The 23,024-nt window shown below is 71.9% G+C and carries 23 protein-coding genes; 12 read left to right on the top strand and 11 right to left on the bottom strand.

Translation table 11 applies throughout. From position 1 onward, the window contains the following. Positions 1 to 44 precede the first annotated feature (44 nt). Positions 45 to 1,685, top strand: a complete 1,641-nt coding sequence (locus DMB42_RS46075; RefSeq protein ID WP_125646380.1) for an alpha/beta-hydrolase family protein — start codon at positions 45 to 47, stop codon at positions 1,683 to 1,685. Here the strand turns inward: DMB42_RS46075 and DMB42_RS46080 are convergent. Further along, complete coding sequence (locus DMB42_RS46080) at positions 1,672 to 3,717, bottom strand: APC family permease (protein ID WP_125646382.1); 2,046 nt, start codon at positions 3,715 to 3,717, stop codon at positions 1,672 to 1,674. The genes DMB42_RS46075 and DMB42_RS46080 overlap by 14 nt on opposite strands. A gap of 101 nt (positions 3,718 to 3,818) precedes the next feature. Between DMB42_RS46080 and DMB42_RS46085 the strand changes: the two genes are divergently transcribed. Genes DMB42_RS46085 through DMB42_RS46095 form a run of 3 tightly spaced genes read left to right on the top strand, consistent with a single transcriptional unit; the run spans position 3,819 to position 5,559 of the window. After that, complete coding sequence (locus tag DMB42_RS46085; RefSeq protein ID WP_125646384.1) at positions 3,819 to 4,484, top strand: TrkA family potassium uptake protein; 666 nt, start codon at positions 3,819 to 3,821, stop codon at positions 4,482 to 4,484. After that, the gene (locus DMB42_RS46090) at positions 4,484 to 5,143 is read left to right on the top strand and encodes a TrkA family potassium uptake protein (protein ID WP_125646386.1); all 660 of its coding nucleotides are present in this window, start codon (positions 4,484 to 4,486) and stop codon (positions 5,141 to 5,143) included. The genes DMB42_RS46085 and DMB42_RS46090 overlap by 1 nt, the downstream gene beginning before the upstream one ends. Positions 5,144 to 5,151: 8 nt before the next feature. Next, positions 5,152 to 5,559, top strand: a complete 408-nt coding sequence (locus DMB42_RS46095; RefSeq protein WP_125646388.1) for a TIGR03668 family PPOX class F420-dependent oxidoreductase — start codon at positions 5,152 to 5,154, stop codon at positions 5,557 to 5,559. On the opposite strand, the gene DMB42_RS46100 is transcribed toward DMB42_RS46095, so the two are convergent. The 4 genes from DMB42_RS46100 to DMB42_RS46115 all read right to left on the bottom strand — a co-directional run bounded on the left by DMB42_RS46100 (position 5,525) and on the right by DMB42_RS46115 (position 8,214). Then, a complete protein-coding gene (locus DMB42_RS46100; RefSeq protein ID WP_260478333.1) occupies positions 5,525 to 6,007 on the bottom strand; it encodes an NUDIX domain-containing protein in 483 nt (160 codons plus the stop codon). The two genes, DMB42_RS46095 and DMB42_RS46100, sit on opposite strands and share 35 nt — an antisense overlap. A gap of 301 nt (positions 6,008 to 6,308) precedes the next feature. Continuing rightward, on the bottom strand, positions 6,309 to 7,106 hold the full coding sequence (locus DMB42_RS46105) for an SDR family oxidoreductase (RefSeq protein ID WP_125646390.1): 798 nt from the start codon (positions 7,104 to 7,106) through the stop codon (positions 6,309 to 6,311). A 45-nt stretch (positions 7,107 to 7,151) separates the two neighbouring features. Beyond that, the gene (locus tag DMB42_RS46110) at positions 7,152 to 7,823 is read right to left on the bottom strand and encodes a DUF3159 domain-containing protein (protein ID WP_260478334.1); all 672 of its coding nucleotides are present in this window, start codon (positions 7,821 to 7,823) and stop codon (positions 7,152 to 7,154) included. Positions 7,824 to 7,827: 4 nt separating this feature from the next. After that, on the bottom strand, positions 7,828 to 8,214 hold the full coding sequence (locus DMB42_RS46115; protein ID WP_103955393.1) for an OB-fold nucleic acid binding domain-containing protein: 387 nt from the start codon (positions 8,212 to 8,214) through the stop codon (positions 7,828 to 7,830). Between the two features lie 205 nt (positions 8,215 to 8,419). On the opposite strand from DMB42_RS46115, the gene DMB42_RS46120 reads away from it, so the two are divergent. The 7 genes from DMB42_RS46120 (at position 8,420) to DMB42_RS46150 (ending at position 15,681) form a co-directional block, all read left to right on the top strand. Next, a complete protein-coding gene (locus tag DMB42_RS46120) occupies positions 8,420 to 9,217 on the top strand; it encodes a hypothetical protein (protein WP_125646392.1) in 798 nt (265 codons plus the stop codon). After that, positions 9,217 to 10,941: a peptidoglycan-binding protein gene (locus DMB42_RS46125; RefSeq protein WP_260478335.1), complete on the top strand. Its 1,725-nt coding sequence runs from the start codon at positions 9,217 to 9,219 to the stop codon at positions 10,939 to 10,941. The genes DMB42_RS46120 and DMB42_RS46125 overlap by 1 nt, the downstream gene beginning before the upstream one ends. Further along, entirely contained in the window at positions 10,934 to 11,608 is a 675-nt protein-coding gene (locus DMB42_RS46130; protein ID WP_125646396.1) for an ABC transporter ATP-binding protein, read from the top strand. Before DMB42_RS46125 ends, DMB42_RS46130 begins: the two co-directional genes overlap by 8 nt. A 2-nt stretch (positions 11,609 to 11,610) precedes the next feature. After that, positions 11,611 to 12,786, top strand: coding sequence for an ABC transporter permease (locus DMB42_RS46135; RefSeq protein WP_125646398.1), 1,176 nt, complete (start codon positions 11,611 to 11,613; stop codon positions 12,784 to 12,786). A 15-nt stretch (positions 12,787 to 12,801) separates the two neighbouring features. After that, a complete protein-coding gene (cseB, locus tag DMB42_RS46140; RefSeq protein ID WP_125646399.1) occupies positions 12,802 to 13,494 on the top strand; it encodes a two-component system response regulator CseB in 693 nt (230 codons plus the stop codon). Further along, on the top strand, positions 13,491 to 14,693 hold the full coding sequence (locus tag DMB42_RS46145; protein WP_125646402.1) for a HAMP domain-containing sensor histidine kinase: 1,203 nt from the start codon (positions 13,491 to 13,493) through the stop codon (positions 14,691 to 14,693). The genes cseB and DMB42_RS46145 overlap by 4 nt, the downstream gene beginning before the upstream one ends. Before the next feature lie 115 nt (positions 14,694 to 14,808). Then, on the top strand, positions 14,809 to 15,681 hold the full coding sequence (locus tag DMB42_RS46150; protein WP_125646404.1) for a D-alanyl-D-alanine carboxypeptidase family protein: 873 nt from the start codon (positions 14,809 to 14,811) through the stop codon (positions 15,679 to 15,681). 19 nt (positions 15,682 to 15,700) lie between these two features. On the opposite strand, the gene DMB42_RS46155 is transcribed toward DMB42_RS46150, so the two are convergent. From DMB42_RS46155 to valS, 5 genes are all read right to left on the bottom strand, one after another. Then, positions 15,701 to 16,342, bottom strand: a complete 642-nt coding sequence (locus tag DMB42_RS46155; RefSeq protein ID WP_229823258.1) for a DUF3710 domain-containing protein — start codon at positions 16,340 to 16,342, stop codon at positions 15,701 to 15,703. Positions 16,343 to 16,406: 64 nt separating this feature from the next. Then, on the bottom strand, positions 16,407 to 16,847 hold the full coding sequence (dut, locus tag DMB42_RS46160; RefSeq protein WP_125646406.1) for a dUTP diphosphatase: 441 nt from the start codon (positions 16,845 to 16,847) through the stop codon (positions 16,407 to 16,409). After that, complete coding sequence (locus tag DMB42_RS46165) at positions 16,844 to 17,398, bottom strand: PaaI family thioesterase (RefSeq protein WP_125646408.1); 555 nt, start codon at positions 17,396 to 17,398, stop codon at positions 16,844 to 16,846. The genes dut and DMB42_RS46165 overlap by 4 nt, the downstream gene beginning before the upstream one ends. An 11-nt stretch (positions 17,399 to 17,409) precedes the next feature. Beyond that, complete coding sequence (locus DMB42_RS46170) at positions 17,410 to 18,654, bottom strand: AI-2E family transporter (RefSeq protein WP_125646410.1); 1,245 nt, start codon at positions 18,652 to 18,654, stop codon at positions 17,410 to 17,412. Between the two features lie 129 nt (positions 18,655 to 18,783). Continuing rightward, positions 18,784 to 21,291, bottom strand: a complete 2,508-nt coding sequence (gene valS, locus DMB42_RS46175; RefSeq protein WP_396985875.1) for a valine--tRNA ligase — start codon at positions 21,289 to 21,291, stop codon at positions 18,784 to 18,786. Positions 21,292 to 21,369: 78 nt separating this feature from the next. On the opposite strand from valS, the gene DMB42_RS46180 reads away from it, so the two are divergent. Next, positions 21,370 to 21,654 carry a DUF4235 domain-containing protein gene (locus tag DMB42_RS46180; RefSeq protein WP_125646414.1) on the top strand — a complete coding sequence of 95 codons (285 nt, stop codon included), beginning with the start codon at positions 21,370 to 21,372 and terminating at the stop codon, positions 21,652 to 21,654. Here DMB42_RS46180 and DMB42_RS46185 read toward each other — a convergent pair. Further along, complete coding sequence (locus tag DMB42_RS46185; protein ID WP_125646416.1) at positions 21,587 to 23,020, bottom strand: trehalose-6-phosphate synthase; 1,434 nt, start codon at positions 23,018 to 23,020, stop codon at positions 21,587 to 21,589. The two genes, DMB42_RS46180 and DMB42_RS46185, sit on opposite strands and share 68 nt — an antisense overlap. Positions 23,021 to 23,024: the final 4 nt, after the last annotated feature.

Here is a 23,024-nt window from a genome sequence, read left to right on the forward strand (position 1 = left end):
GACCCACATGACTACTATTCGGACTTGATTCAATACTCTAGGTGATGATGGACAGAGGTCGGGTGGTGCGCCGGCGGCTCGGATTCGGGGGCACGCTGCTGGCCACGCTGTTCGCCTGCGCCTCGCTGACGCCCTCGCTGCTGCCGCGCACGTGGTTGTTCCAGGGCGTGATGGGCGCGATCACCGGCATCCTCGGCTACGCGGTGGGGGCGACGCTGGGGGCGCTCGGGCGGGCGGTGATCCCGTACCGGCTGCCCGAGCCGGCGCGGCGGACCGCCTGGCAGGTGATGGTGGGCGGCTGTTGCGGGCTGGGCGTCGTGGCGCTGTGGTACAGCATCGACTGGCAGCGCGACGTACGGGCGCTCATGGGCATGGACACCCGGATCACCTGGTTCCCGCCGGTGATCCTCGCGGTGGCGGTCACGCTGTTCGCGTTGGGCCTGCTGGTGGCCCGGCTCGTACGCCTGGGCGGCCGCAGGCTGATCGGCTGGCTCGACCGGTACGTCCCCGCCTACGTGGGCCATGTGGCCGGGGTGCTGATCATCGCCACGCTGGTCGCGGTGTTCGCCGACGACGTGTTGTTCTCCGGGTTCGTCAACACGGTGAGCGACGTCTCCTCGGTCACCAACAAGGGCACCCATCCGGGTGTGCGCAGGCCGGACTCCGACAAGGTGTCGGGCGGGCCGGGTTCGCTGGTGACGTGGGAGTCCCTGGGCCGGGAGGGCCGCCGCTTCACCGGCACCGCCGCCACGGTCCCCCAGCTGACCGCCTTCTCCGGCCGACCGGCGACCGAGCCCGTCCGCGTGTACGTCGGCCTCGGCGCCGCCTCCTCGCCCCAGGCGCAGGCCGCGGTGGCCGTACGCGAGCTGGAGCGGACGGGCGGGTTCGGCCGTCCGGTGCTCGCGGTGCTCGGCACGACCGGCACCGGCTGGGTGGACCAGCACATCGCCCACTCGCTGGAGTTCATGTACAACGGCGACACCGCCCTGGTCGCGCTGCAGTACTCCTACCTGCCGAGCTGGGTGTCGTTCCTGGCCGACAAGGACAAGGCGGCGGCCGCGGGCCGGGCCCTGTTCGAGGCCGTGTACGCCAGGTGGGAACGGCTCCCGCCGGCCGCGCGGCCCCGGCTGCTGGTCTCCGGCGAGAGCCTGGGCTCGTACGAGCTGGAGGGCTCCTTCCGCGACCTGGACGACCTGGCGGGACGGACCGACGGCGCGCTGTTCGTCGGCCCGCCGAACGCCAACCACATCTGGCACCACCTGACGACCCACCGCGACCCCGGCAGCCCCGTGTGGCGGCCGGTCTACCAGTTGGGCCGGACGGCCCGCTTCGCCCAGCATCCGGCCGACCTGTCCCTGCCCCAGGGGCCGTGGCCGCTGCCCCGGGTGGTCTACCTGCAGAACGCCACCGACCCCGTCGTGTGGTGGTCGCCCACGCTGCTCTACCACCGGCCCGCCTGGCTGGAGGGCCCGCGGGGGCCCGGGGTGAACCCGCAGATGAACTGGTTCCCGCTGGTGACGTTCTGGCAGGTGCTGGTGGACATGACGGCCGCGATGTCCGTACCGCCCGGCCACGGCCACCGGTACGGCGGCAACATCGTGGACGGGTGGGTCGCCGTCGCCGCGCCGCGGGGCTGGACCGCGGACGACACCTGGCGGCTGCGGGCGCTGATCAGCGCGCCTTGATCTGCTCCTCGTCCTGGACCGTCTGGTGCCACGGGCGGCGCACCGCGCCCGGCGCGTACGGCTCGGGCCGGCCCTTGAGCCGGTCGGAGGAGTGGAGCTGCCAGGGCACGCTGGTCACCATGACGCCCGGCTTGAACAGCAGCCTGGCCTTCAGCCGCAGCGCGCTCTGGTTGTGCAGCAGGTGCTCCCACCAGTGGCCGACGACGTACTCGGGGATGAAGACGGTGACGACGTCGCGCGGCGAGCGGCGGCGCAGGGTCTTGACGTAGTCGAGGATGGGCTGGGTGATCTCGCGGTAGGGCGAGTCGAGCATCTTCAGCGGCACCGGGATGCCGCGCCGCTCCCACTCCTCCTGGAGCTGGCGCGCCTCCTCGCCCTCGACGCCCACGGTGATCGCCTCCAGCGAGGAGGGACGGGTGGCGCGGGCGTAGGCGAGAGCGCGCATGGTCGGCTTGTGGATCTTGGAGACGAGCACGATCGCGTGGTTGCGCGCGGGCAGCATGGCGGGCTCGTACTCGTCGGTGATCTCCAGCTCGGCCGCGACCTTGTCGTAGTGGCGGCGGATGCCCTTCATCATGAGGAACAACACCGGCATCGCGATGACCACGATCCACGCCCCGACCAGGAACTTCGTCAGCAACACGACGATCAGCACCAGGCCGGTCATGATGGCGCCGAAGAAGTTGATCACGCGGGAGCGCTGCATCTGGTGGCGGACCTGGCGGTCGGTCTCGGTCTTCAGATGACGGGTCCAGTGGATGACCATGCCGGTCTGGCTGAGCGTGAAGGAGACGAACACGCCGACGATGTAGAGGTTGAGCAGGCGGCTGACGTCGGCCTGGAAACCCCACAGCAGCAGGCAGGCGCCGAGCGCCAGGATGATGATGCCGTTGGAGAAGGCCAGCCGGTCGCCGCGGGTGTGGAGCTGGCGGGGCAGGTAACGGTCCTGGGCGAGGATCGAGCCGAGCACGGGGAAGCCGTTGAAGGCGGTGTTCGCGGCCAGGAACAGGATGAGCGCGGTCACCGCGGAGATCACCACGAACGGCAGCGAGCCGCCCCCGAACACCGCGTCGGCCACCTGGGAGATGATCGGCTGCTGGTAGTAACCCTCGCCGACGGGCTTGCCGTCGAGGCCGAGCAGGTCCTCGGCGACGACGCTCGGCTCGGCCACCCGTACGCCGGAGGCCAGGCCGAGCGCGATGATGCCGCCGAACATGGTGATGGCGATCAGGCCCATCATGAGCAGGGTCGTGGCGGCGTTCTTGCTCTTGGGCTTGCGGAAGGCGGGCACGCCGTTGCTGATGGCCTCGACGCCGGTCAGCGCGGCGCAGCCGGAGGAGAAGGCGCGCAGGATCAGGAAGGCCGCGGCGAAGGAGGCCAGGTTGGTCTGCTCGGGCCGGATCGTGAACCCGGCGCTGGGCGCCCGCAGCTCGTCGCCGAACACCAGCAGCCGTATGCCGCCCCACGCGACCAGGCCGATCACCGCGAACATGAAGGCGTACGTGGGGACGGCGAAGGCGGCGCCGGACTCGCGGATGCCGCGCAGGTTGACCACGGTGAGCAGGATCACGATGACGATGGCGATCACCGGTCGGTGCTCGGCCACGAAGGGGATCGTCGCGCCCACGTAGTCGACGCCGTTGGCCACCGACACGGCGACGGTCAGCACGTAGTCGACCATGAGCGCGCTGGCGACGGTGAGCCCGGCGTTCTTGCCGAGGTTGGTGGTGGCCACCTCGTAGTCGCCGCCGCCGCTGGGGTAGGCGTGCACGTTCTGCCGGTACGACGCCACGACGGTGAGCATCACCACCACGACGGCGATGGCGATCCAGGGGCTGTAGGAATAGAACGAGACTCCGGCCAGCGACAGGATGACCAAAATCTCCTGCGGCGCGTAGGCCACCGAGGACAGCGCGTCACTGGCGAAGACCGGCAGGGCGATGCGTTTGGGCAGGAGTTGCTCGTGGAGCTGCCCGCTACGCAGGGCGCGCCCCACGAGCACGCGTTTGACAAGATCCGTTACCTTCGCCACGTAACGAGATGCTAGCCGCATGCCGCCGTCCTAAACGAGGCGCTCCCCCATCGGGCCATACTGGTGTCGAGCAACCGGCCGACCGCGGAGTGCGGGGGAGTATGCATATAGTGATCATGGGATGCGGCAGGGTCGGTTCGACCCTCGCCCACATCCTCGAGGACAGCGGCCATTCCGTCGCCATCATCGACCGCGACCCGCAGGCGTTCCGCCGCCTGCGCGCGGGCTTCCGCGGGCGGCGGGTGACCGGCGTCGGCTTCGATCGCGACGTGCTCACCGAGGCCGGCATCGAGTCGGCGACCGCCTACGTCGCGGTCTCCAGCGGCGACAACTCCAACATCATCTCCGCCCGGGTGGCCCGAGAGACGTTCGGCGTCGACAACGTGGTCGCCCGCATCTACGACCCCCGGCGGGCCGAGGTCTACCAGCGGCTGGGCATCCCCACGGTGGCCACCGTGCGCTGGACGGCCGACCAGATCCTGCGCCGCATCCTGCCCGAGGGCGCCGAGCCGCTGTGGCGCGACCCCACGGGCACAGTCGTGCTGGCCGAGGTCAGCGCCAACCCGGCCTGGATCGCCACCCGCGTCGTCGACCTCGAAGCCCGCGCAGGCGCCCGCGTGGGCTTCATCAACCGCATGGGCGAGGCCCTGACGATCAAGGACGACACCGTGGTGCAGGAGGGCGACCTGCTCCACGTCATCGCGGCCGAGAACGACATGGACCGGATCAACAAGGTGCTCGCCGCGGCGCCGGAAGAGGACGACTGATGCGCATCGCCATCGCCGGCGCGGGCGCCGTGGGCCGTTCCATCGCCGCCGAGCTGCTGGAGAACGGTCACGAGGTCCTGCTGATCGACGTGGACCCGCGGGCCATCAAGATCGACAGCGTGCCGCGCGCCGAGTGGCTGCTCGCCGACGCCTGCGAGATCGCCTCCCTCGACGAGGCCGGGCTCAGCAACTGCCACGTCGTGGTGGCCTCCTCCGGCGACGACAAGGTCAACCTCGTCGTGTCGCTGCTGGCCAAGACCGAGTACGGCGTTCCGCGCGTGGTGGCCCGCATCAACCACCCCAACAACGAGTGGCTGTTCAACGAGTCGTGGGGCGTCGACGTCGCCGTCTCGACGCCGCGCCTGCTGAGCGCGCTGGTGGAGGAGGCGGTCAGCGTCGGCGACCTGGTGCGCCTGATGACGTTCCGCCAGGGCCAGGCCAACCTGGTGGAGCTGACCCTGGCCGAGGACGCGCCGGTCGTGGGCCAGCGGGCCGGCTCGGTGCCGTGGCCGGTCGACTCGGCGCTGGTGGCGATCCTGCGCGAGGGCCGGGTGCTGGTGCCGACCGCGGACGACCCGCTGGAGGCCGGTGACGAGCTGCTGTTCGTAGCCAGCCAGGAGGTCGAGGAAGAGCTCGCCCACCTGCTCTCCCAGCGCTGAGCACGGCCTTGCACGCCGGCCGCGCCCGGTCGCTGTTCGAGCACGCCCGCGTCGCCCGTCTGGCGACGGCCGACGCGGGCGGGGTGCCGCACCTGGTGCCGGTCACCTTCGCCGTCCTCGGCGACGACGTGGTCTTCGCGATCGACCACAAGCCGAAGACCACGTACGACCTGCGGCGGCTGCGCAACATCCGCGCCAACCCGCGGGTCAGCCTGCTCGCCGACCACTACGACGACGACTGGACCCGGCTGTGGTGGGCACGCGCCGACGGCACGGCGACCATACGCGAACCCGGCCACGACGCCGCCCTGCGGGCGCTGGCCGGCAAGTACGAGCAGTACCGCGGGCGTCCGCCCGAGGGGCCCGTGGTCGTGGTCGCGGTCAGTCGGTGGTCTGGCTGGGCGTACGCGGGATGAGCAGCTCGCGGTGGGCGGCCTGGAGGCCCTCGGGCAGGTCGTCAGGGGTGACCCAGCGGGCTTCGAGGATCTCCAGCGGGTCGATCCGGAGCGTTCCGCCGATGAGCGCGGCCTCGTAGGCCACCTCGGCCCGCAGCCCGAACCCGCTGCGTACGCGCAGCAGCCGCCCGGTGCGTACGCGCAGGCCGGTCTCCTCGAACACCTCGCGCTCCACCGTGCCCTCGAACGTCTCGCCCCGCTTGGCGAACCCCGTGGGGAAGCCCCACTGCCGCCCCTCCTGCCACAGGCGGTGGCGCAGTACGAGCACATGGCCGTCGGGGTCGCGTACGAGGCCGGTGACGCCGACCATGAAGGTGGCGTGCGTGAGCCACAACACCCGCCACCGCACCCGCCCGCCGAGCACCCCCCACACCCGCGACACCAGCCTGACCACAAGCCCACCCCTCACCCACCCACACTCCCACGCCCTCACTCCCCCTCAGACCACCCAAAGCCCCCACCAGAGGGCGGGCCGGCCACCGGCGCATTCCAGGGCGCTGCTGGCGAGCGATAGTGCGGCGACTCCCACCCGTCGTACGCGCAGTGGCTCCCCAGAGGGCCGGACTGCGGGGGCAGCCGGCGGGCGGCGGCTCCTGGGAGCTGGGCCTCCAGGGGCAGGCTGGGGGGCTGCGAGGTGGTTCGGTGGTGCGCAGGGGGTTCAGACGTTCGAGGGGCCCTCAGCCCGGAGGGGCGAGCCCAGGGGGCGGGGGTTATTTGGTCCAGCGGCGGAAGCCGCCTTCGGAGTTGATTACCTGGCCGGTGATCCAGGCGGCCTCGTCCGTGGCGAGCCAGCGGACGAGCCGGGCGGCCTCCTCCGGGCGGCCCCACCGCCCTGCCGGGAGCGCGGTCCCGACCTGGCGGGCGAGTTCGGGGCCCGCCCAGCCCGTGTCGACCGGGCCCGGGTTGACGCAGTTGACGGTGATGCCGCGATCGGCGAGCGCGTCGGCGAGGCTGAGCGTCATCTGGTGGATCGCGCCCTTGCTGATCGCGTACGGCAGTTCGTCGGGCATCGGCCCCAAATGCTGACCGGAGGTGAACAGCACCACCCGCCCACCGGGACGCCGGTCGTCGTGCCGGGCGGCGAACGCCTGCGTCAGCAGCACACTGGCCCGCGCGTTGACCGCCCACGCCAGGTCGAGCTCCGCCGCGGTCACCTCCTCCAGCGACTGCTTGGAGCTGCGCGCGTGGTTGGCGACCAGCACGTCGACATGCCCGAACCGGCTCGCGGCCCGCTCCATCACGTACGCGGGGGCCGCCGGGTCGGCGAAGTCCGCCTCGATGTGCAGCAGCCGGTCACCCGTGCCGCCCAGGGCGTCGAGCACGCCGTCGATGCCCGCCGGGTCGCTGCCCCACGGCTGCCCGGCGTCGTGCGGGGTCCAGGACTGAACCGCCACCCGCGCGCCGGACGCCAGCAGCTCGCGCGCGACCGCGAAGCCGATCCCGGCCCGGCGGCTCACCCCGGTCACCACCGCGACCCGCTCGGCCAGCGGGCCTTCGTCGTACGTCATCCGAGAATCATGGCCGAACGAGCGGGCAGGGGCGACGGGTCGAGGTCAGGCGGGGGCGACGGGGGGCTTGATGGGGGTGCGGCCGCGGCCGAGCAGCGAGAGCATCGCGGCCAGGGCCGCCACCTGGAGGGGCCAGCCCATCACGATCTTGGCGAAGCCGAGCGCGGCCACCGCCTGGTCGCCGCCGCCGAACAGGTAGACGGGACCCTGCACCGCCACCCGCACCACGCACGGCACCATGAGGAGCCAGGTCAGCCGCGTGCACAGGCGGACGACGCCGGGGTCTTTGTGCCAGCCCACCGGGTCGTTGGTGACCGAGCCGATGAGGAAGCCGACGACCGGCCAGCGGGTGACGATGGACAACAACATGCCCACCGAGTACGCGCCGTTCCACAGGATGCCGGGCAGGAAGTAGTCTTTCGCGTTGCCGGTGCGGCTGGCGAAGAACGCGCCGATCGCGATGCCGATCAGGCTGTTGATCACGAACTGCGGCGTCGACCGCTGGAGCACTCTGGCCAGCAGGAGCACCACCGACAGCGAGACGCTGACGATGAGCGACAGCTTGAGCTCCTCGGTGGCGATCCACGACACCGTGAAGGCGATCGTCGGCACCGCGGCCTCGATGATGCCCCGGACCCCGCCGAACGCCTTGGCGAGCTGGGCTCGCACGGCCGCCTCGACAGTGTCGTGCGCGACCTCTTCCGCCTCAGCACTCACCTGATCAACTCCCTGGGCGCAGTTCGTATCGCGGATTGAACATCACCTTGCGCCCGTCCTGCATGCTGACCAGGCCCTCGGCCTTGACCGTGCGGCCGGGCTCGATGCCGGCGATCTTGCGGCGGCCGAGCCAGACGAGATCGATCACGTCGGACCCGTCGTACAGCTCGGCCTCCAGGGCGGGGGCGCCGCCCCTCGGACGCAATGTCACCGTACGTAGCGTACCCGCTACGCAGAACCTGCGGCGCCCGCCACACGACACGATGGGGGTCGCGCCCACCTCGTCGGCGTCTTCCCGCAGTTCCTGGGCCTCGATCTCGGACTGGGTGGTGGCCAGCCGGCTGAAGAAGCCGCGCAATCCCCCGCGTTTCGGAGGCTCTGCCGTACTCATGATGGTTCAGCCTATGTGATGGCCAGCCGTCCGCGAATATCGCCGTTACGGGTGTCGCAAATGTCGCCGTTGGTGGCTTTGATGCACGGCGGATACATGGCTGAGCGTCCCGGGATACACAGCGGACGCGGGACGGACGCGTACGGCCTCCAGAGTGGCCACCGCGCCGCACGGGCGGCGCGTTCCCACCGACAAGGAGCCCCTGATGCGTGTGCTGGTGTGCGGTCTGCTCGTCCTGGCGGTGCTGACCGGCTGCGGAGGCGCGCCGGCGGGAGACCCGGAGCCGGCGGCCGGCGGCGGGAGCACGACGGCGGGCAAGGTACGCGAACGGGAGACCGTCATCGCCACCTGCATGAAGCAGAAGGGCTTCGCCTACACCCCCTCGGTCGCCGGACCGGCCAGGGTCGAGGCCGAGCCCGCCGAGTACGGCGCGATGAAGGCCGACCGCGCCAAGAACGGCTTCGGCGTCTTCTCCGCCATCGTCTACCCGAAGCCGCGGGAGACGCGGGCGCCGGACCCCAACCAGGCCACGATCGACGCCCTCTCGGGCAGCGCGCGGGCCGCGTACGTCAAGACCATGAACGAGTGCCGCGTCACCGCCCTGCGCCAGGTGGACGGTCTCATGGTCACCTCGGTCGCCGACTACCAGGACCAGATGAGCACCGAGATCGAGAACATCGACAAGTCCCTCGACGGCGACCCCAAGCTGCTGGAGCTGGCCGCGCCGTTCGCCGAGTGCCTGAAGTCCAAGGGTGAGCGGGTGCCCTCGGCCAGGCCGCTGGCGCTGAGCGCGCGCGGGATGACGGTGTGGGGCGAGCAGGCCGACCGGCTGGCGAAGGCGGGCAAGGTCACGGCGGAGGCGGCGCGGCCGTACCTGGCCAAGGAGATCAGGTCGGCGCTGGCGGACCTGGAGTGCGGCAAGGACTTCTACGCCGTGTTCATCCCCCAGCAACGGCGGCTCACCAATGAGGCCAGGGTGAAGTACGGGTTCCAAGAGCGGTGATGCGTACTCCTCGTGGCAAGCTGCTGATCGTCCTGGCCGTGGTCGTGGTGATCGCGGCGGCCGGGTGGGGGGTGGGCACCCTGCTGCGTTCCCCGGCCGACGAGGCGGCGGCGCGCAGACCGCCCAAGCCGTCGCTGGTCACCGTCGAGGTCGAGCGGCGCAAACTGGTCGCCACCGTCGTGGTCAGCGGCACGCTGGAGTACGGCTCGCCCTACCCGGTGTCGCTGGCGGGGACGGTGGGCGGCGGCGAGACCGTCCAGCGCGCCACCCGCGCTCCCCGCCGGGGCACGCTCGCGGAGGGCGCGGTGCTGATGGAGGTGAACGGGCGCCCGGTGTTCGTCCTGTCGGGACGGGTGCCGATGCACCGGGGCATCGTCCCCGGTGCCGAGGGGGCCGACGTCGAGCAGTTGCAGAAGGCGCTGCGCAGGCTCGGCCACCGCGTGCCGCTGACCAGGGTGTTCGACCGGGCGACCGTCGCCGCGCTGTCGCGCTTCTACGCCAAGCGGGGCTACGAGGCCCAGGAACCCACGCTGGAGCTGCGGGAGAAGCGCGAGGAGCTGCTCCGGTCCGTACGGACCGCGCGGGAAGTGCTGGCCACCGAGCGCAAGGCCCTCGACCAGGGCCGGGACGTGCTCCCGCTGAAGGTCAGGCTCGCCAACGCCCGGCAGGACCTGCGGGCGGCCGAACGGGCACTGGACAGGGAGCGGGCGGAGGACCGCAGCGCCGAGGACGAGGCCAAGGTCGAGGCCGCCGAGAGCGCCGTACGGGCGGCCGAGGAGAGGCTGCTGACCGCGCAGCAGGAGCTCGCCCAGGCCACCGCGAAACCCACCGCCCCGGCGGCGGACCCCACCGCGCCCCCCACGACCGCCCCCACAGCCGCGCCCACCCTGGGGTCGCCCGCCGACACCCGCCTGGCCGAGCTCCGGGTCGCCAACGCGCGGGCCGACCTGGCCGCCGCCCGGACGGCCCTGGACCGCGTACGGGAGGAGGCCGGGCTCGCGCGGGCGCGACGGCTGACCGAGCTGGAGAAGGACGTACGGACGGCGCGCGAGGCCGTACTGACCGCCGAGCAGGCGCTCCGGCAGGCCAGGCAGCTCTCCCCCGCCGAGCTGAAGGTGGCCGGCGCACGCAGCGACCTGGCGGCGGCGCGGGCGATGCTGGCCGAGTTCTCCCGGACGTACGGGACGACCGTGCCGCCGGGAGAGGTCGTCTTCCTGCCCAAACTGCCCGTCCGCCTGCACAAACCGGCCGTCAAGGCGGGCGAGACGGTGGACCGGGCGGTCGCCACGGTCACCGGCTCCGCCTTCGTGGTGTCCGGCTCGCTGGACGCGGCCGAGGCCGGACGGGTCAAGGCGGGGCTGACGGCCAACATCGAGACCGAGGCCGGCACGACCGTTCCCGGCTCGGTGACCTCGATCGGCGGACGCGACGCGAAGGGCGCCGTGCCGGTGGCGATCACGCCGGTCTCGATGAAGGGGCTCAAGAAGCTCGCCGGCGCGCCCGTCACGGTCCGCGTGACCATCGGCGCGACCGACCGGGAGGTGCTCGTGGTGCCCGTCGCGGCGGTCGTCACGGCCGCGGACGGCAGGGCCAGGGTGCAGGTGGCGACCGCGGCCGACCGGACCAGGGAGGTCGAGGTGCGTACCGGGTTGTCCGCCGACGGGGCCGTGGAGGTGACCGGCGACCTCAGGCCGGGTGACCAGGTGGTGATCAACAGTGCCTGAGCCGGTCATCCTGCTGAGCGGCCTGACCAAGGAGTTCCCCGCCGACCCGCCCGTCAGGGCGCTGTCCGCCGTCGACTTGCGGGTCGAACGGTCGGACTACGTCGCCGTCGTCGGCCCGTCGGGGTCGGGGAAGTCGACCCTGCTCAACACCCTCGGCCTGCTCGACCGGCCGACCGGCGGCAGCTACCGGCTCGACGGCATCGAGACCACCACCCTGAAGGACGGCGTGCGCACCGCCGTACGCGGCAGCCGGATCGGCTTCGTCTTCCAGTCCTTCCACCTGCTGCCGCACCGCACCGTACTGGAGAACGTCATGCTGGCCGAGGTCTACGGCGCCGCGCCGCGCGCCGGACGGCGGGAGCGCGCGATGCGCGCCCTGGAACGAGTACGGCTGTCGCACCGGACGGGTTTCCTGCCCGGCAGGCTGTCCGGCGGCGAGCGGCAGCGCGCCGCCATCGCCCGCGCCCTCCTCGGCGGGCCGTCGCTGCTGCTGTGCGACGAGCCCACCGGCAACCTCGACAGCAGGAACACCGACGCCGTGCTCGACCTGTTCGCCGAGCTGCGCGCCCAAGGGATGACCATCGTCGTCATCACCCACGAGACCGAGGTGAGCGACCGGGCCGGACGCCGGGTGCGCATCACCGACGGCGTCCTCACGGAGGAGTAGACGTGCACCCGCGCGACCTGCTGACCGAGTCGATGGCGGGCCTGCTGGCCCGCCCGGTGCGCTCGGCCCTGACCACGCTGGGCACGGTGCTGGGCATCACCACGCTCGTGGTGACCCTTGGCGTCGCCGCCACGGCGGGCAACCAGATCGTCGGCCGCTTCGACGAGCTGACCGCCACCTCCGTCACGGTCGAGGTGCCGGCGAACCCGTTCCCCCTGGTCGGCTGGGCCGACGTCGGCCGGGTGAGCCGGCTGCGCGGGGTGGTCTCGGCCGCCGCGCTGGCCGAGTCGGACCAGAGCGCCAACCTCGTCGTACGTTCGAACGACGTCGTGGACCCGTCCCGGGTGACCGACCAGACGCTGACCGTGGTCTCCAGCGGGCCCGGCCTGCCGGCGGCGGTCAAGGGCCGGATGATCGAGGGACGCTACTTCGACGCCGGGCACATCGCCCGCGGGGACGAGGTCGTCGTCCTCGGCCGGAACGCGGCCGAGCTGCTGGGCATCACCCGGCTGACGCGGGCGCCGGCCGTCTTCATCGGCACCCGGGCGTACACGGTGATCGGCGTGCTCGGGGACCCGCAGCGGGAGAAGAGCCTGACCAGCGCGGTCATCCTGCCGCCGACGACCGGCGCGCGCTACGGCCTGGGCACCGTGACCCGGGTGCTGGTCAACACCTCGGTCGGGGCCGCGGAGCTGATCGCCGGGCAGGCCCCGACCGCGCTCAGCCCCGGCAACGAGGCGCTGCTCCAGGTCATCTCGCCGCCGAGTCCCACGCGGGCGCGCGACGCGGTGGAGGGCGACGTGAACGCCCTGTTCCTGATCCTCGGGCTGGTCTCGCTGGTCGTGGGCGCGGTCGGCATCGCCAACGTCACGCTGGTGACGGTGATGGAACGGGTCTCCGAGATCGGCCTGCGCCGCGCGCTCGGCGCCGCCCGCCGCCACATCGCCGCGCAGTTCCTGCTGGAGTCCACCCTCACGGGGCTGACCGGCGGGATCATAGGCGCTTCGGTGGGGATCGTAGTGATCGTCACCGTCTGTGCCGTCAAGCAGTGGACGCCCGTCCTGGACGTACGGCTGGCCGTGCTGGCCCCCGCCGCCGGGGCCGTCGTCGGGCTGCTCGCGGGCCTCTACCCGGCCCTGCGCGCCGCCCGCATGGAACCTGTCACCGCACTTCGCTAGGTATGGTGCACATTCATGACATCCCTCCTGCTCGTCGAGGACGACGCGGTGATCCGTACGTCGTTGGGCAAGGCCCTGGAACGGTACGGCTACCGGATGACCACGGCCGCCGACGGGCTCGACGGGCTGGAGGCCGCCCGTACCGGGGATCACGACCTGCTGCTGCTGGACGTGATGCTGCCCGGCCTGGACGGCATCAGCGTGTGCCGCCGGATCAGGGAGACCAGCCAGGTGCCGATCCTCATGATGTCGGCCCGCGGCGACGGGCTGGACGTGGTCGCCGGGCTGGAGGGCGGCGCCGACGACTACGTGGTCAAACCGGTCGACCTGCCGGTGCTGGTGGCCAGGATCCGGTCGCTGCTGCGCCGGGCCACGTTCGCGCGGCCGCCCGCCGCCGGGGCCGAGCCGGGGCCCGCGCAGGCCGTGCTGGAGTTCGGCGAGCTGAGCGTCGACACCGGCGCGCTGGAGGTGCGGCGGGCCGGGCGGCGCGTCGAGCTGTCGCCGACCGAGCTGCGGTTGTTGCTGGAGTTCGCCGCCCATCCCGGCATCGTGCTGGAACGCGCCACGCTGCTGCGCAACGTGTGGGACTACGGATGGGACGGCGACAGCCGCGTGGTCGATCTGTGCGTGCAACGGCTGCGCAGGAAGATCGGCGTCGAGCGCATCGAGACGGTACGCGGGTTCGGCTACAAGCTGGCCGTCACATGAACCCGTCCTCGCTGCGCTGGAAGATCGCCGCCCTGGTCACGCTCGCCTCGACCGTCGTCGCCGCAGTGGTGGGGCTCCTGGTGCACCGGGCGACCTGGCAGCGGTCGCTGGCCATCGGCGAGGCGCGGGCGGTGGCGGCCATCGAGAAGTCGCTGGCCGTCGCCGGTGGGCCCGCCGACGTGGTGAGCGTCGAGGAGCTCCCCGACGCCCTGGCCGCGCAGCTGCGGCCCGGCGAGCGGGTCGTCTGGTACGGCCTCGACCACCGGGACGAGCCCTGGGTGTGGGCGGTGCAACCGTACGGGGACGACGGCACGCAGGCGGTGAGCACGCAGATCTCGATGGGCTCGGAGCTGCGCGGCCTCTACGCGCTGGACCGGAACATGGCCAAGGCCGGGCTGCTCGCCCTGGCCGGGGTGGTGCCGCTGTCGGTGCTGGCGGCCGAGCTGCCCAACCGGCGGCTGCGGCGGGTCGCCCGTACCGCCCGCCGGATCGCCGACGGCGACCTGGCCGCCCGCATCGGCGCGCGCGGCCGGGACGAGATCGCCGGGATCTCCGCCGCCGTGGACTCCATGGCCGCGAGCCTGCAACACCGGCTGCTGGCCGAGCAGCGGTTCACCGCCGACGTCGCCCACGACCTGCGGACCCCGCTGATGGGCCTGGTCGCCGTCGCCGAGCTGCTGGAGGAGGGCGAGACCGCCGATCTGGTACGCGACCGGGTGCGGGTGCTGCGCACGCTGGTGGAGGACCTGCTGGAGGTGTCCCGGCTGGACGCGGGCGCCGAGGTCGCCGAGCGCGTACGGGTGCCGCTGGCCGACCTGGCCGCTGAGTCGGCCGCCCGGGTGGGGGTGACGGCCCGGGTGCTGGCGGCGGGGAACCCGGTGGCCGAGACCGACCCACGCCGCCTGGACCGCGTCCTGGCCAACCTGGTGCTGAACGCCCATCGGCACGGCGCGCAGCCGGTGGAGATCACGGTCGGGGACCGGCTGATCGAGGTCCGCGACCGGGGGCCCGGGTTCCCGCCGGAGTTGCTGGCCGAGGGGCCGAGGCGGTTCCGTACGGGGGCGGCCGAGCGGGGGCACGGCCATGGGCTGGGGCTGACGATCGCGCTGGGCCAGGCCCGGGTCATCGGCGCCGAGCTGACCCTGTCCAACGCCCCGGACGGCGGCGCCGTCGCCACGCTGCGCCTCCCGGCGGGCTGACAGCCGGCCGAGCGCGGACGGACGCGCCGGCTGATGCGTGGCTGATACGCGGCCGAGCGCGGGCGGATACGCGGCCACGGCCGGGCGGACATGTCGGTGGCCGATCGTGTCCGGTATGCGACGTTCTTTCATGCTTCTGCTGCTGGTGAGCGTTCTGTCGGGCTGTGCGACCGTCCCGTCCGCCTCCGGGGGCGTGCCCCTGCCGTGGCCCGCCGAGGGGCAGGCGGCGGTCGAGGTCGAGGACGTCGGCAGCCTGGGCGTCAGCGGCGATCCCGCCCCGGTGCCGATCGCCAGCGTGACGAAGGTGATGACCGCCTACGTGATCCTGCGCCGCCACCCGCTGCGACCGGGCGACGAGGGCCCGCCGATCACGGTGGACCGCACGGCCGCCGAGGAGTCCTACTCGCGGCTGGAGTCCACCGTGCCGCTCAGGGAGGGCCGGACCGTACGGCTGCGGCGGCTGCTGGAGCTGATGATGGTGCCGTCGGGCAACAACGTGGCCCGCCTCCTGGCCCGCTGGGACTCCGGCTCCCAGGAACGCTTCGTGACGCGGATGAACGACGCCGCGCGCCGCCTCGGCATGTCGGGCAGCACGTACACGGGCGCCAGCGGCAACGAGGACAGCACCGTCAGCACCGCCGCCGACCAGCTCAAACTGGCCAGGGAGGCGATGCGCGACCCGGTGCTGCGCGAGGTGGTGGCCCAGACGGACACGTCGGTCCCGGGCGAGGCCGGCCGGCTGCCCAACACCAACACCCTGCTGAACAGGCACGGCGTGATCGGCATCAAGACCGGCTCGGGCACCGCCGCGGGCGGCAACCTGATGTGGGCCTCCCGCGTACGGTGCCACCTCGTGCTCGGCGTGATCCTCGGCCAGGCCGCCCACACCAACCCCGCCGCGGCCAAGGCGGCGGCGCTGGAGGCGGGCGGCAGGATGAGCGCCGCGGTCGAACGATGGCTGACCGGACGCCCCGCGACCTGTGCCTGAGGCCCCGGACGCCCGAGGGTCAGCGGGTCTCGCTGATCTCCGGGCCGCGTTTGAAGGGGCTGAACGCCGGGCGTTCGTCCGGCTCGCCGGCGGCCTGCCGCTCGTGCGGACGGCTCAGCGTGATGGGCTCCTCGCGGGCCATCGGCTCGTCGCCGCGTACGACCACGACGTCCTTGACGAAGTCGATGAACGCCCCGGAGACGCGCTCGTCGAGGGCGCCGGGGCCGGTGATGGCCGCCAGGAGGAACCAGCGCGGGCCGTCGACGCCGATGTAGCGGGCCGCCCTGACGTCGCCGTCGATGTTGACCTCGCCGGCCAGCTCGGTGCCGAACGGGCCCTGCCGCTCCTCAAGGGTCTTGGCCTGCGCCATGATCTTGGTCTTGACCTCGTCCCACAGGCCGGCCGTGCGCGGCGCGGCCAGGGCCTGGAGCTGCAGGGAGCTGTCCTCGTACAGGACGACGACGCCGACGTGCTGGTCGCCGAGCGAGGCCAGCCGTACGTCGAAGTCGGGGTTGTGCGGCAGCCGCAGGCCGCCGAGGTCGATCCTGTCGGTGTCAGGGTGGGGCTCGTCGGCGTCCCACGGGCCGGACTCGTGGGTGGGGGCCGCGGGCTCCTGATCGGCCACCGCTTCCGGCTGCTCACGACGACGACGTCGGAACACGTTCCTCACTCTCCCTGTTCGCGGGGGCCGTGACCCCTGGCTGGCTTGCTTCGGGCCGGCTGCTTCAGCGGCCCGTCGATCCGAATCCGTTGGCGCCGCGCATCGAGCCGGGCAGGCGTTCGACCTCGTGGAAGGCCGCGCGCTCGACCCGCTGGACGACGAGCTGGGCCACCCGGTCGCCCCGCCGGAGGCGGAACGGCTCCTTGGCATCGGTGTTGATCAACGTCACCTTGATCTCGCCCCGGTAGCCGGCGTCGACCGTGCCGGGGGCGTTGACGAGCGTGACGCCGTGGCGGGCCGCCAGGCCGGAGCGCGGGTGCACGAACGCCGCGTAGCCGTCGGGCAGCGCGATCGCCACGCCGGTGCCGACCACGGCCCGCTCGCCCGGCAGCAGCTCGACGTCCTCGGCCGCGTAGAGATCGGCGCCGGCGTCGCCCGGGTGGGCGTACGACGGCACCGGCAGCCCGGTGTCGAGCCGCTGGATGAGGACCGCCACGTCGCTCAAGGGTTCACCTCGAAGTCCTGGTGTTCGGCGGCGATGGCCGCGAGATCGCCGTGCTTTGCGAAGTGTTCCATGCCCACCTCGATGAACAGCGCTGCCGCGCGGACGGCGACCGGCCCGTCGGGAGCGCCGACGCGCCCCTCAGCCTCAAGGTACGCCTTCCTGCCCGTGATCCCGTTGCACCAGGCGCGCAGGTGGAGTGTCGTGCCCACGGGAACGGGGAGGAGGTAGTCGGTCTCCAGCCGTGCCGTCACATACGGCTTGTGGAACAGGTAGACGGACATTCCGATGACTTCGTCCATCGCGGCGGCCAGCACACCGCCGTGGGCGAGCATCGGCGCGCCCTGGTGGGCCTCCCCCACGGTGAACTCGGCCTCGACCGTGACGCCGTCGGGCGTGGCCGCCTTCAGGTGCAGGCCGGTCGGGTGGTCGTCGCCGCAGCCGAAGCAGCGGCTGTAGTGGGCACCGAGGGAACTGCCCGCCGCCGGGGCGGCGGGATGGGCCGCGGGCGCCGAGGCGTCCGGCGGCGGGGTGGTGAGGGAGGAACGCGTCACGGGTGACGAGGTTACTCTCTGCCGCCCCCCGGCTCGCCCTCGACACCGGAACGGGACCACATGCCCTGCCCCACGGCCTCGCCCCCCGACGCCTCGCCCCGCCCGGACGGCGGCTCCCCGGACGGCGACCTCCCGGCGGCCGGCGGCTCCCCGGACGGCGGTTCCCCCGCGGGCAGGGGGTGTTCTGGCGGCGGCGGAAGCGCGGGCGGTTGGTGCCGCAACTCCGGCAGCGCCCGGTAGATCACCGCCGCCACCGGAACGGCCACGGCCGCCCCGGCGATGCCCGCCAGGATGCCGCCCACGGACAGCACCAGGATGATCGCCAGCGGGTGGAAGTTGAGCGCCCGTCCCACGATCAGCGGCTGGAGCACATGGTTCTCCAGCTGCTGCTCGACGATCAGGATCCCCAGGAAGATCAGCGCGTAGACCAGGCCCTTGGCGCCCAGGGTGACGAGGGTGGCGACGGTGCCGGCGAAGAAGATGCCGACGATGGGGATGAAGCTGGCGAAGAAGATCAGCACGGCCAGCGGCGCCCACAGCGGCACCCCCATGCCGGCCAGCACGATGCCCATGATCAGGCCGTGCACGGCCGCCACGGCCACGGTGCCCTGGACGTAGTGGGACAACGTGGTCCAGGCCGCGCGCCCGGCCCGGTCGACGCGCGGCGACATCGAGCCGAAGGCGCGCAGGAACCATCCCCAGATCCGGTCGCCGTCCTTGAGCAGGAAGAACGTCACGAACAGCAGCAGCACGATGGACGCGAGCACCTCGACCGCCACGGCGCTGGCCGACAACACCGTGCCGGTGATGGCGGTGCGCTGGGCGTTGACCATCGTGGCGATCTCGTCGACGTACCCGGTGATCTGGGCCTGTTTGAGGTGGAGCGGGCCGGTGATCAGCCACTCCTGGACCGATCGCGCGGTGGCCTGCACCTGCGTGACCAGGTTGGGGAACTCCTCGCTGGCCCGCGCCCCGACCAGCCAGCCGGTGCCGGCGAGCACGACCAGCGCGACCAGCATGGTGATCCAGGTGGCGTAGATGGGCCGCAGACCCGCCTTGCGCAGGCTCTTGGTCAGCGGGAACAGCAGCGCGGTCAGCAGCAGCGCGATCGCCACGGGCAGCGCCACGAACGTGAGCCTGGCGATCGCCTGGACGAAGAAGTAGACGACCACGCCGACGAGGATCAGGCATCCGCACCAGGCGGCCATCTTGGCCAGCACGGGCGGTACGAGTGTGGTGGGGCGGTCGATCTGCACGTGTTCAAGACTGGCACGTCCGCGCCGGTGATGCGCGCCGATAACCGCGCGGGTGTGCGACGGGCCTGGTCAGAGCCCGATGAACGGACGGCGAGGCGTGCTCCTCGCCGTCCGCCGGGGACCCGGGACTCAGCCCAGGTGCACCTCGACCGTCAGCACGTCGCCGCCGTGCAGGACGAACTCCTCGACGTTGCCCGCCGCGCACAGGTCGTCCTGGGCCTGCCGGACGAGGCCGGCCTCCGGCCCCGAGACCGTGAGCCTGGACACCTCGGCCCGCATCGACAGCTTGGCCTCGGACTTGGCCTTGCGCACCTGGCGCAGCACCTCGGAGGCCACGGCCAGCACCGCCGGGTCACCCGCGCCGCGCTCGGGCGCCGGCCAGGCCGCGCGGTGCACCGAGCCCTCGCGCCACCACGACCACACCTCTTCGGTCACGAACGGCAACACCGGCGCGAACAGCCTCAGCAGCGCGTCGAGCGCCTGCCGCAGCGCGGCGTGCGCCGAGGCGGCGGCCGGCCCGGACTCGTACGCCCGCGCCTTGACCAGCTCCAGGTAGTCGTCGCAGAAGGACCAGAAGAAGCGTTCGACGGCCTCCAGCGCCCTGGTGTGGTCGTAGGACTCGTACGCCTGCGTGGCCTCGCGCGCCATGTCGGACAGGGCGGCCAGCATCGACAGGTCGACGGGCTCGGTGACCTCGCCCTCGCTGCCGGCCAGCCCGAGCACGAACTTCGAGGCGTTCAGGATCTTGATCGCCAGCCGCCGGCCGATCTTGAGCTGGCCCACGTCGAAGGTGGTGTCCACGCCGTAGCGGCCGTTGGCGGCCCAGTAGCGGACCGCGTCGGAGCCGTGCTGCTCCAGCAGGTCGAGCGGGGTGACCACGTTGCCCTTGGACTTGGACATCTTCTTGCGGTCGGGGTCGAGGATCCAGCCGGAGATCGCCACGTCGCTCCACGGCAGCTCGCCGGACTCCAGGTGGGAGCGCACCACCGTCGAGAACAACCAGGTACGGATGATCTCGTGCGCCTGCGGGCGCAGGTCGTAGGGGGACACGCGCCGGTAGAGGTCGTCGTCGGTCTCCCAGCGGCCCGCGATCTGCGGGGTCAGCGACGAGGTCGCCCAGGTGTCCATGACGTCGGGGTCGGCCATGAAGCCGCCGGGCACGCCCCGCTGCTCCTCGGTGTAGCCGGGCGGCACGTCGGAGGACGGGTCGATCGGCAACGAGTCCTCGGCCGGCAGGATCGGCGCGTCGTGGACCGGGTGGCCGCTCTCGTCCAGCGGGTACCACACCGGGAACGGCACGCCGAAGAAGCGCTGGCGCGAGATCAGCCAGTCGCTGGTCAGGCCCTCGACCCAGTTGTCGTAGCGCACCCGCATGTGCGGCGGGTGCCAGCGCAGCTCGCTGCCGCGCTCCAGCAGCCGGGCGCGCAGCGCCTGGTCGCGCCCGCCGTTGCGGATGTACCACTGGCGGGTGGTGACGATCTCCAGCGGCTTGTCGCCGCGCTCGTAGAACTTCACCGCGCGCTGCACCGGACGCGGGTCGCCGTCGAGGTCGCCGGACTCGCGCAGCAACTCCACGATGCGCTCGCGGGCGCTGTGGACGGTCTTCCCGGCCAGCTCCTTGTACGGCTCGGGCTCCACGCCGTCGGGCGGCTCGGGCAACATCCGGCCGTCCCAGCCGATGACCGGCCGGGTGGGCAGGTGCAGCTCGCGCCACCAGGTGACGTCGGTGATGTCACCGAACGTACAGATCATCGCGATGCCGGACCCCTTGTCGGGCTCGGCCAGGTGGTGGGCCAGGATCGGCACCTCGACGCCGAACAGCGGCGTCAGCGCCGACGTGCCGAACAGCGGCTTGTAGCGCTCGTCGTCGGGGTGGGCGACCAGCGCGACGCAGGCCGGGATCAGCTCGGGCCTGGTCGTCTCGATCCAGATCGGCCCGCGCTCGCCGTAGAAGGAGATCCGGTGGAAGGCGCCGGGCCACTCGCGGTCCTCCAGCTCGGCCTGGGCCACGGCGGTGCGGTAGGTGACGTCCCACAGCGTGGGGGCCTCGGCGAGGTAGGCCTCGCCCCTGCCCAGGTTGCGCAGGAACGCCCGCTGCGACACCGCGCGCGACTCGTCGCTGATCGTGGTGTAGAGCAGGTCCCAGTCGACCGACAGGCCGACCCGCCGCCAGACCTCCTCGAACGCCTTCTCGTCGATGGCGGTGAGCTGGTGGCACAGCTCGACGAAGTTGCGCCGGGAAACAGAGATCTCACGTTTGCCCGGCTTGTCCGGTGGAACGAAGTCGGGATCGTACGGCAGCGACGGATCGCAGCGCACCCCGTAGACGTTCTGCACCCGTCGTTCGGTGGGCAGGCCGTTGTCGTCCCAGCCGATGGGGTAGAACACCGACTTGCCGATCATCCGCTGATAACGGGCCATGATGTCGGTGTGGGTGAAGGAGAAGACATGACCGACGTGGAGCGAACCGGACACGGTCGGCGGCGGCGTGTCGATCGAGTAGACCTGCTCGCGCGGCCTGGACCGGTCGAAACGGTAGGTGCCCTGCTCCTGCCAGCGAGCTACCCATACCTGCTCCAAGCCGTCAAGTGTGGGTTTTTCCGGCATGGATGCATGGCGTAGTCGCTGTTGAGTCATGCCTCCTTATGGTAGGGCTTCGGGGGCCCGGCAAGCGTTAGAGGCTAGTGTTCGTTACATAGGGGAAGGGAGTTCGGCATGGCGGAGGACAAGCCCGACATCGCCTGGCGCGTCATCGGCGGTCTGGTGGGCATGGCGACCGCTTGGGGGATGAGAAAGCTGCTCGGGTTCGTCTGGGTCAAGGCGACCGGCAAGGAGCCGCCCCTCGACGACGACTCGCCCGAGGTCAGCATGGGTGAGGCGATCGGTTACGCGATCCTCACCGGCGTCGGGATGTCCGTGGCGCAGATCGTGGTCAACCGGACCGCCAAGAAGCGTTACGACGCGTGGAAGTCTGTGAAGCAGGTGTCTCAAGGGCACTGAGGAACTCACTCGCCCAGCGGTCCACGTCGTAGGTGGCCACCCGGCGGCGCATCGTGCGCATCCGCCGGGCCAGCTCGTGCGGCGTGGCCCGCATGGCGGCGATCATCTGCCGCTTGACGTCCTCGATGTCGTACGGGTTGACCAGGTACGCCTGCCGCAGCTCGTCGGCGGACCCGGTGAACTCGCTCAGCACCAGCGCCCCGTGCAGGTCGTGGTGGCAGGAGACGTACTCCTTGGCCACCAGGTTCATGCCGTCGCGCAGGGGCGTGACGACCATGACGTCGGCCGCCAGGTAGAGCGCGGCCAGCTCGTCGTGGCCGTAGGACTGGTGGAAGTACTGGATCGGCTGCACGCCGATCTGGGCGTGCTCGCCGTTGATCCGGCCCACCTGGAGTTCGATGTCGTCGCGCAGCTTGCGGTACTCGTCCACGCGCTCGCGGCTCGGGGTGGCGATCTGCACGAAGACCGCCTCGTTCGGGCGCAGGCTGCCGTCCTTGAGCAGCTCGCCGAACGCCTCCAGGCGCTGCCCGATGCCCTTGGTGTAGTCGAGCCGGTCCACGCCGAGCAGCACGTGCTCGGGGTCGCCCAGCTCGGCCCTGATCTCCTTGGCCCGCGCCACGACCTGCGGCTCGCGTACGAGTGAGTCGAGCTGCCCGAAGTCCACCGAGATCGGGAACGCCTGCGTGGTCACCACCCGGTCGTCGAGGAAGATCTCGTTCCCCTTGTACGGCAGCCCGAGCAGCCGCCGGCACAGCCTGCGGAAGTTCGAGGCGCCGCCGGGCAGCTGGAAGCCGACGAGGTCGGCGCCGAGCAGTCCCTCGACCAGCTCCTTGCGCCAGGGCAGCCGCCAGAACAGCTCGACCGGCGGGAACGGGATGTGCAGGAAGAACCCGATCCGCAGGTCGGGCCGGAGCCGGCGGAGCATCGCGGGCACGAGCTGGAGCTGGTAGTCCTGCACCCAGACGACGGCCCCCTCCTCGGCGGCCTCGGCGGCGGCCGCGGCGAAGCGCTCGTTGACCGATCGGTAGGTCTCCCACATCTCCCGTTCGAACACCGGCGGCGCCACCACGTCGTGGTAGAGCGGCCAGAGCGTGGCGTTGGAGAAACCCTCGTAGTAGAGCTCGACCTCCCGGGCGGACAGCGGGATCGGGATGAGGCTCATGCCGTCCTGCTCGAACGGCTCAAGCTGCTCGTCCGGAGCCCCGTGCCAACCGGCCCAGGCGCCGTGGCGGCGCTTCATCACGGGCGCGATGGCCGTCACGAGCCCTCCCGGGCTCCTGCGCCACGAGGCCGTTCCGTCTGGCCCGATCGCGCGATCGACCGGCAAGCGGTTCGCGACGATCAGAAACGAGCTACGGCCGGTCACGCAG

The sequence above is a fragment of the Nonomuraea sp. WAC 01424 genome, assembly GCF_003947315.1.
Classification (GTDB): domain Bacteria; phylum Actinomycetota; class Actinomycetes; order Streptosporangiales; family Streptosporangiaceae; genus Nonomuraea; species Nonomuraea spiralis.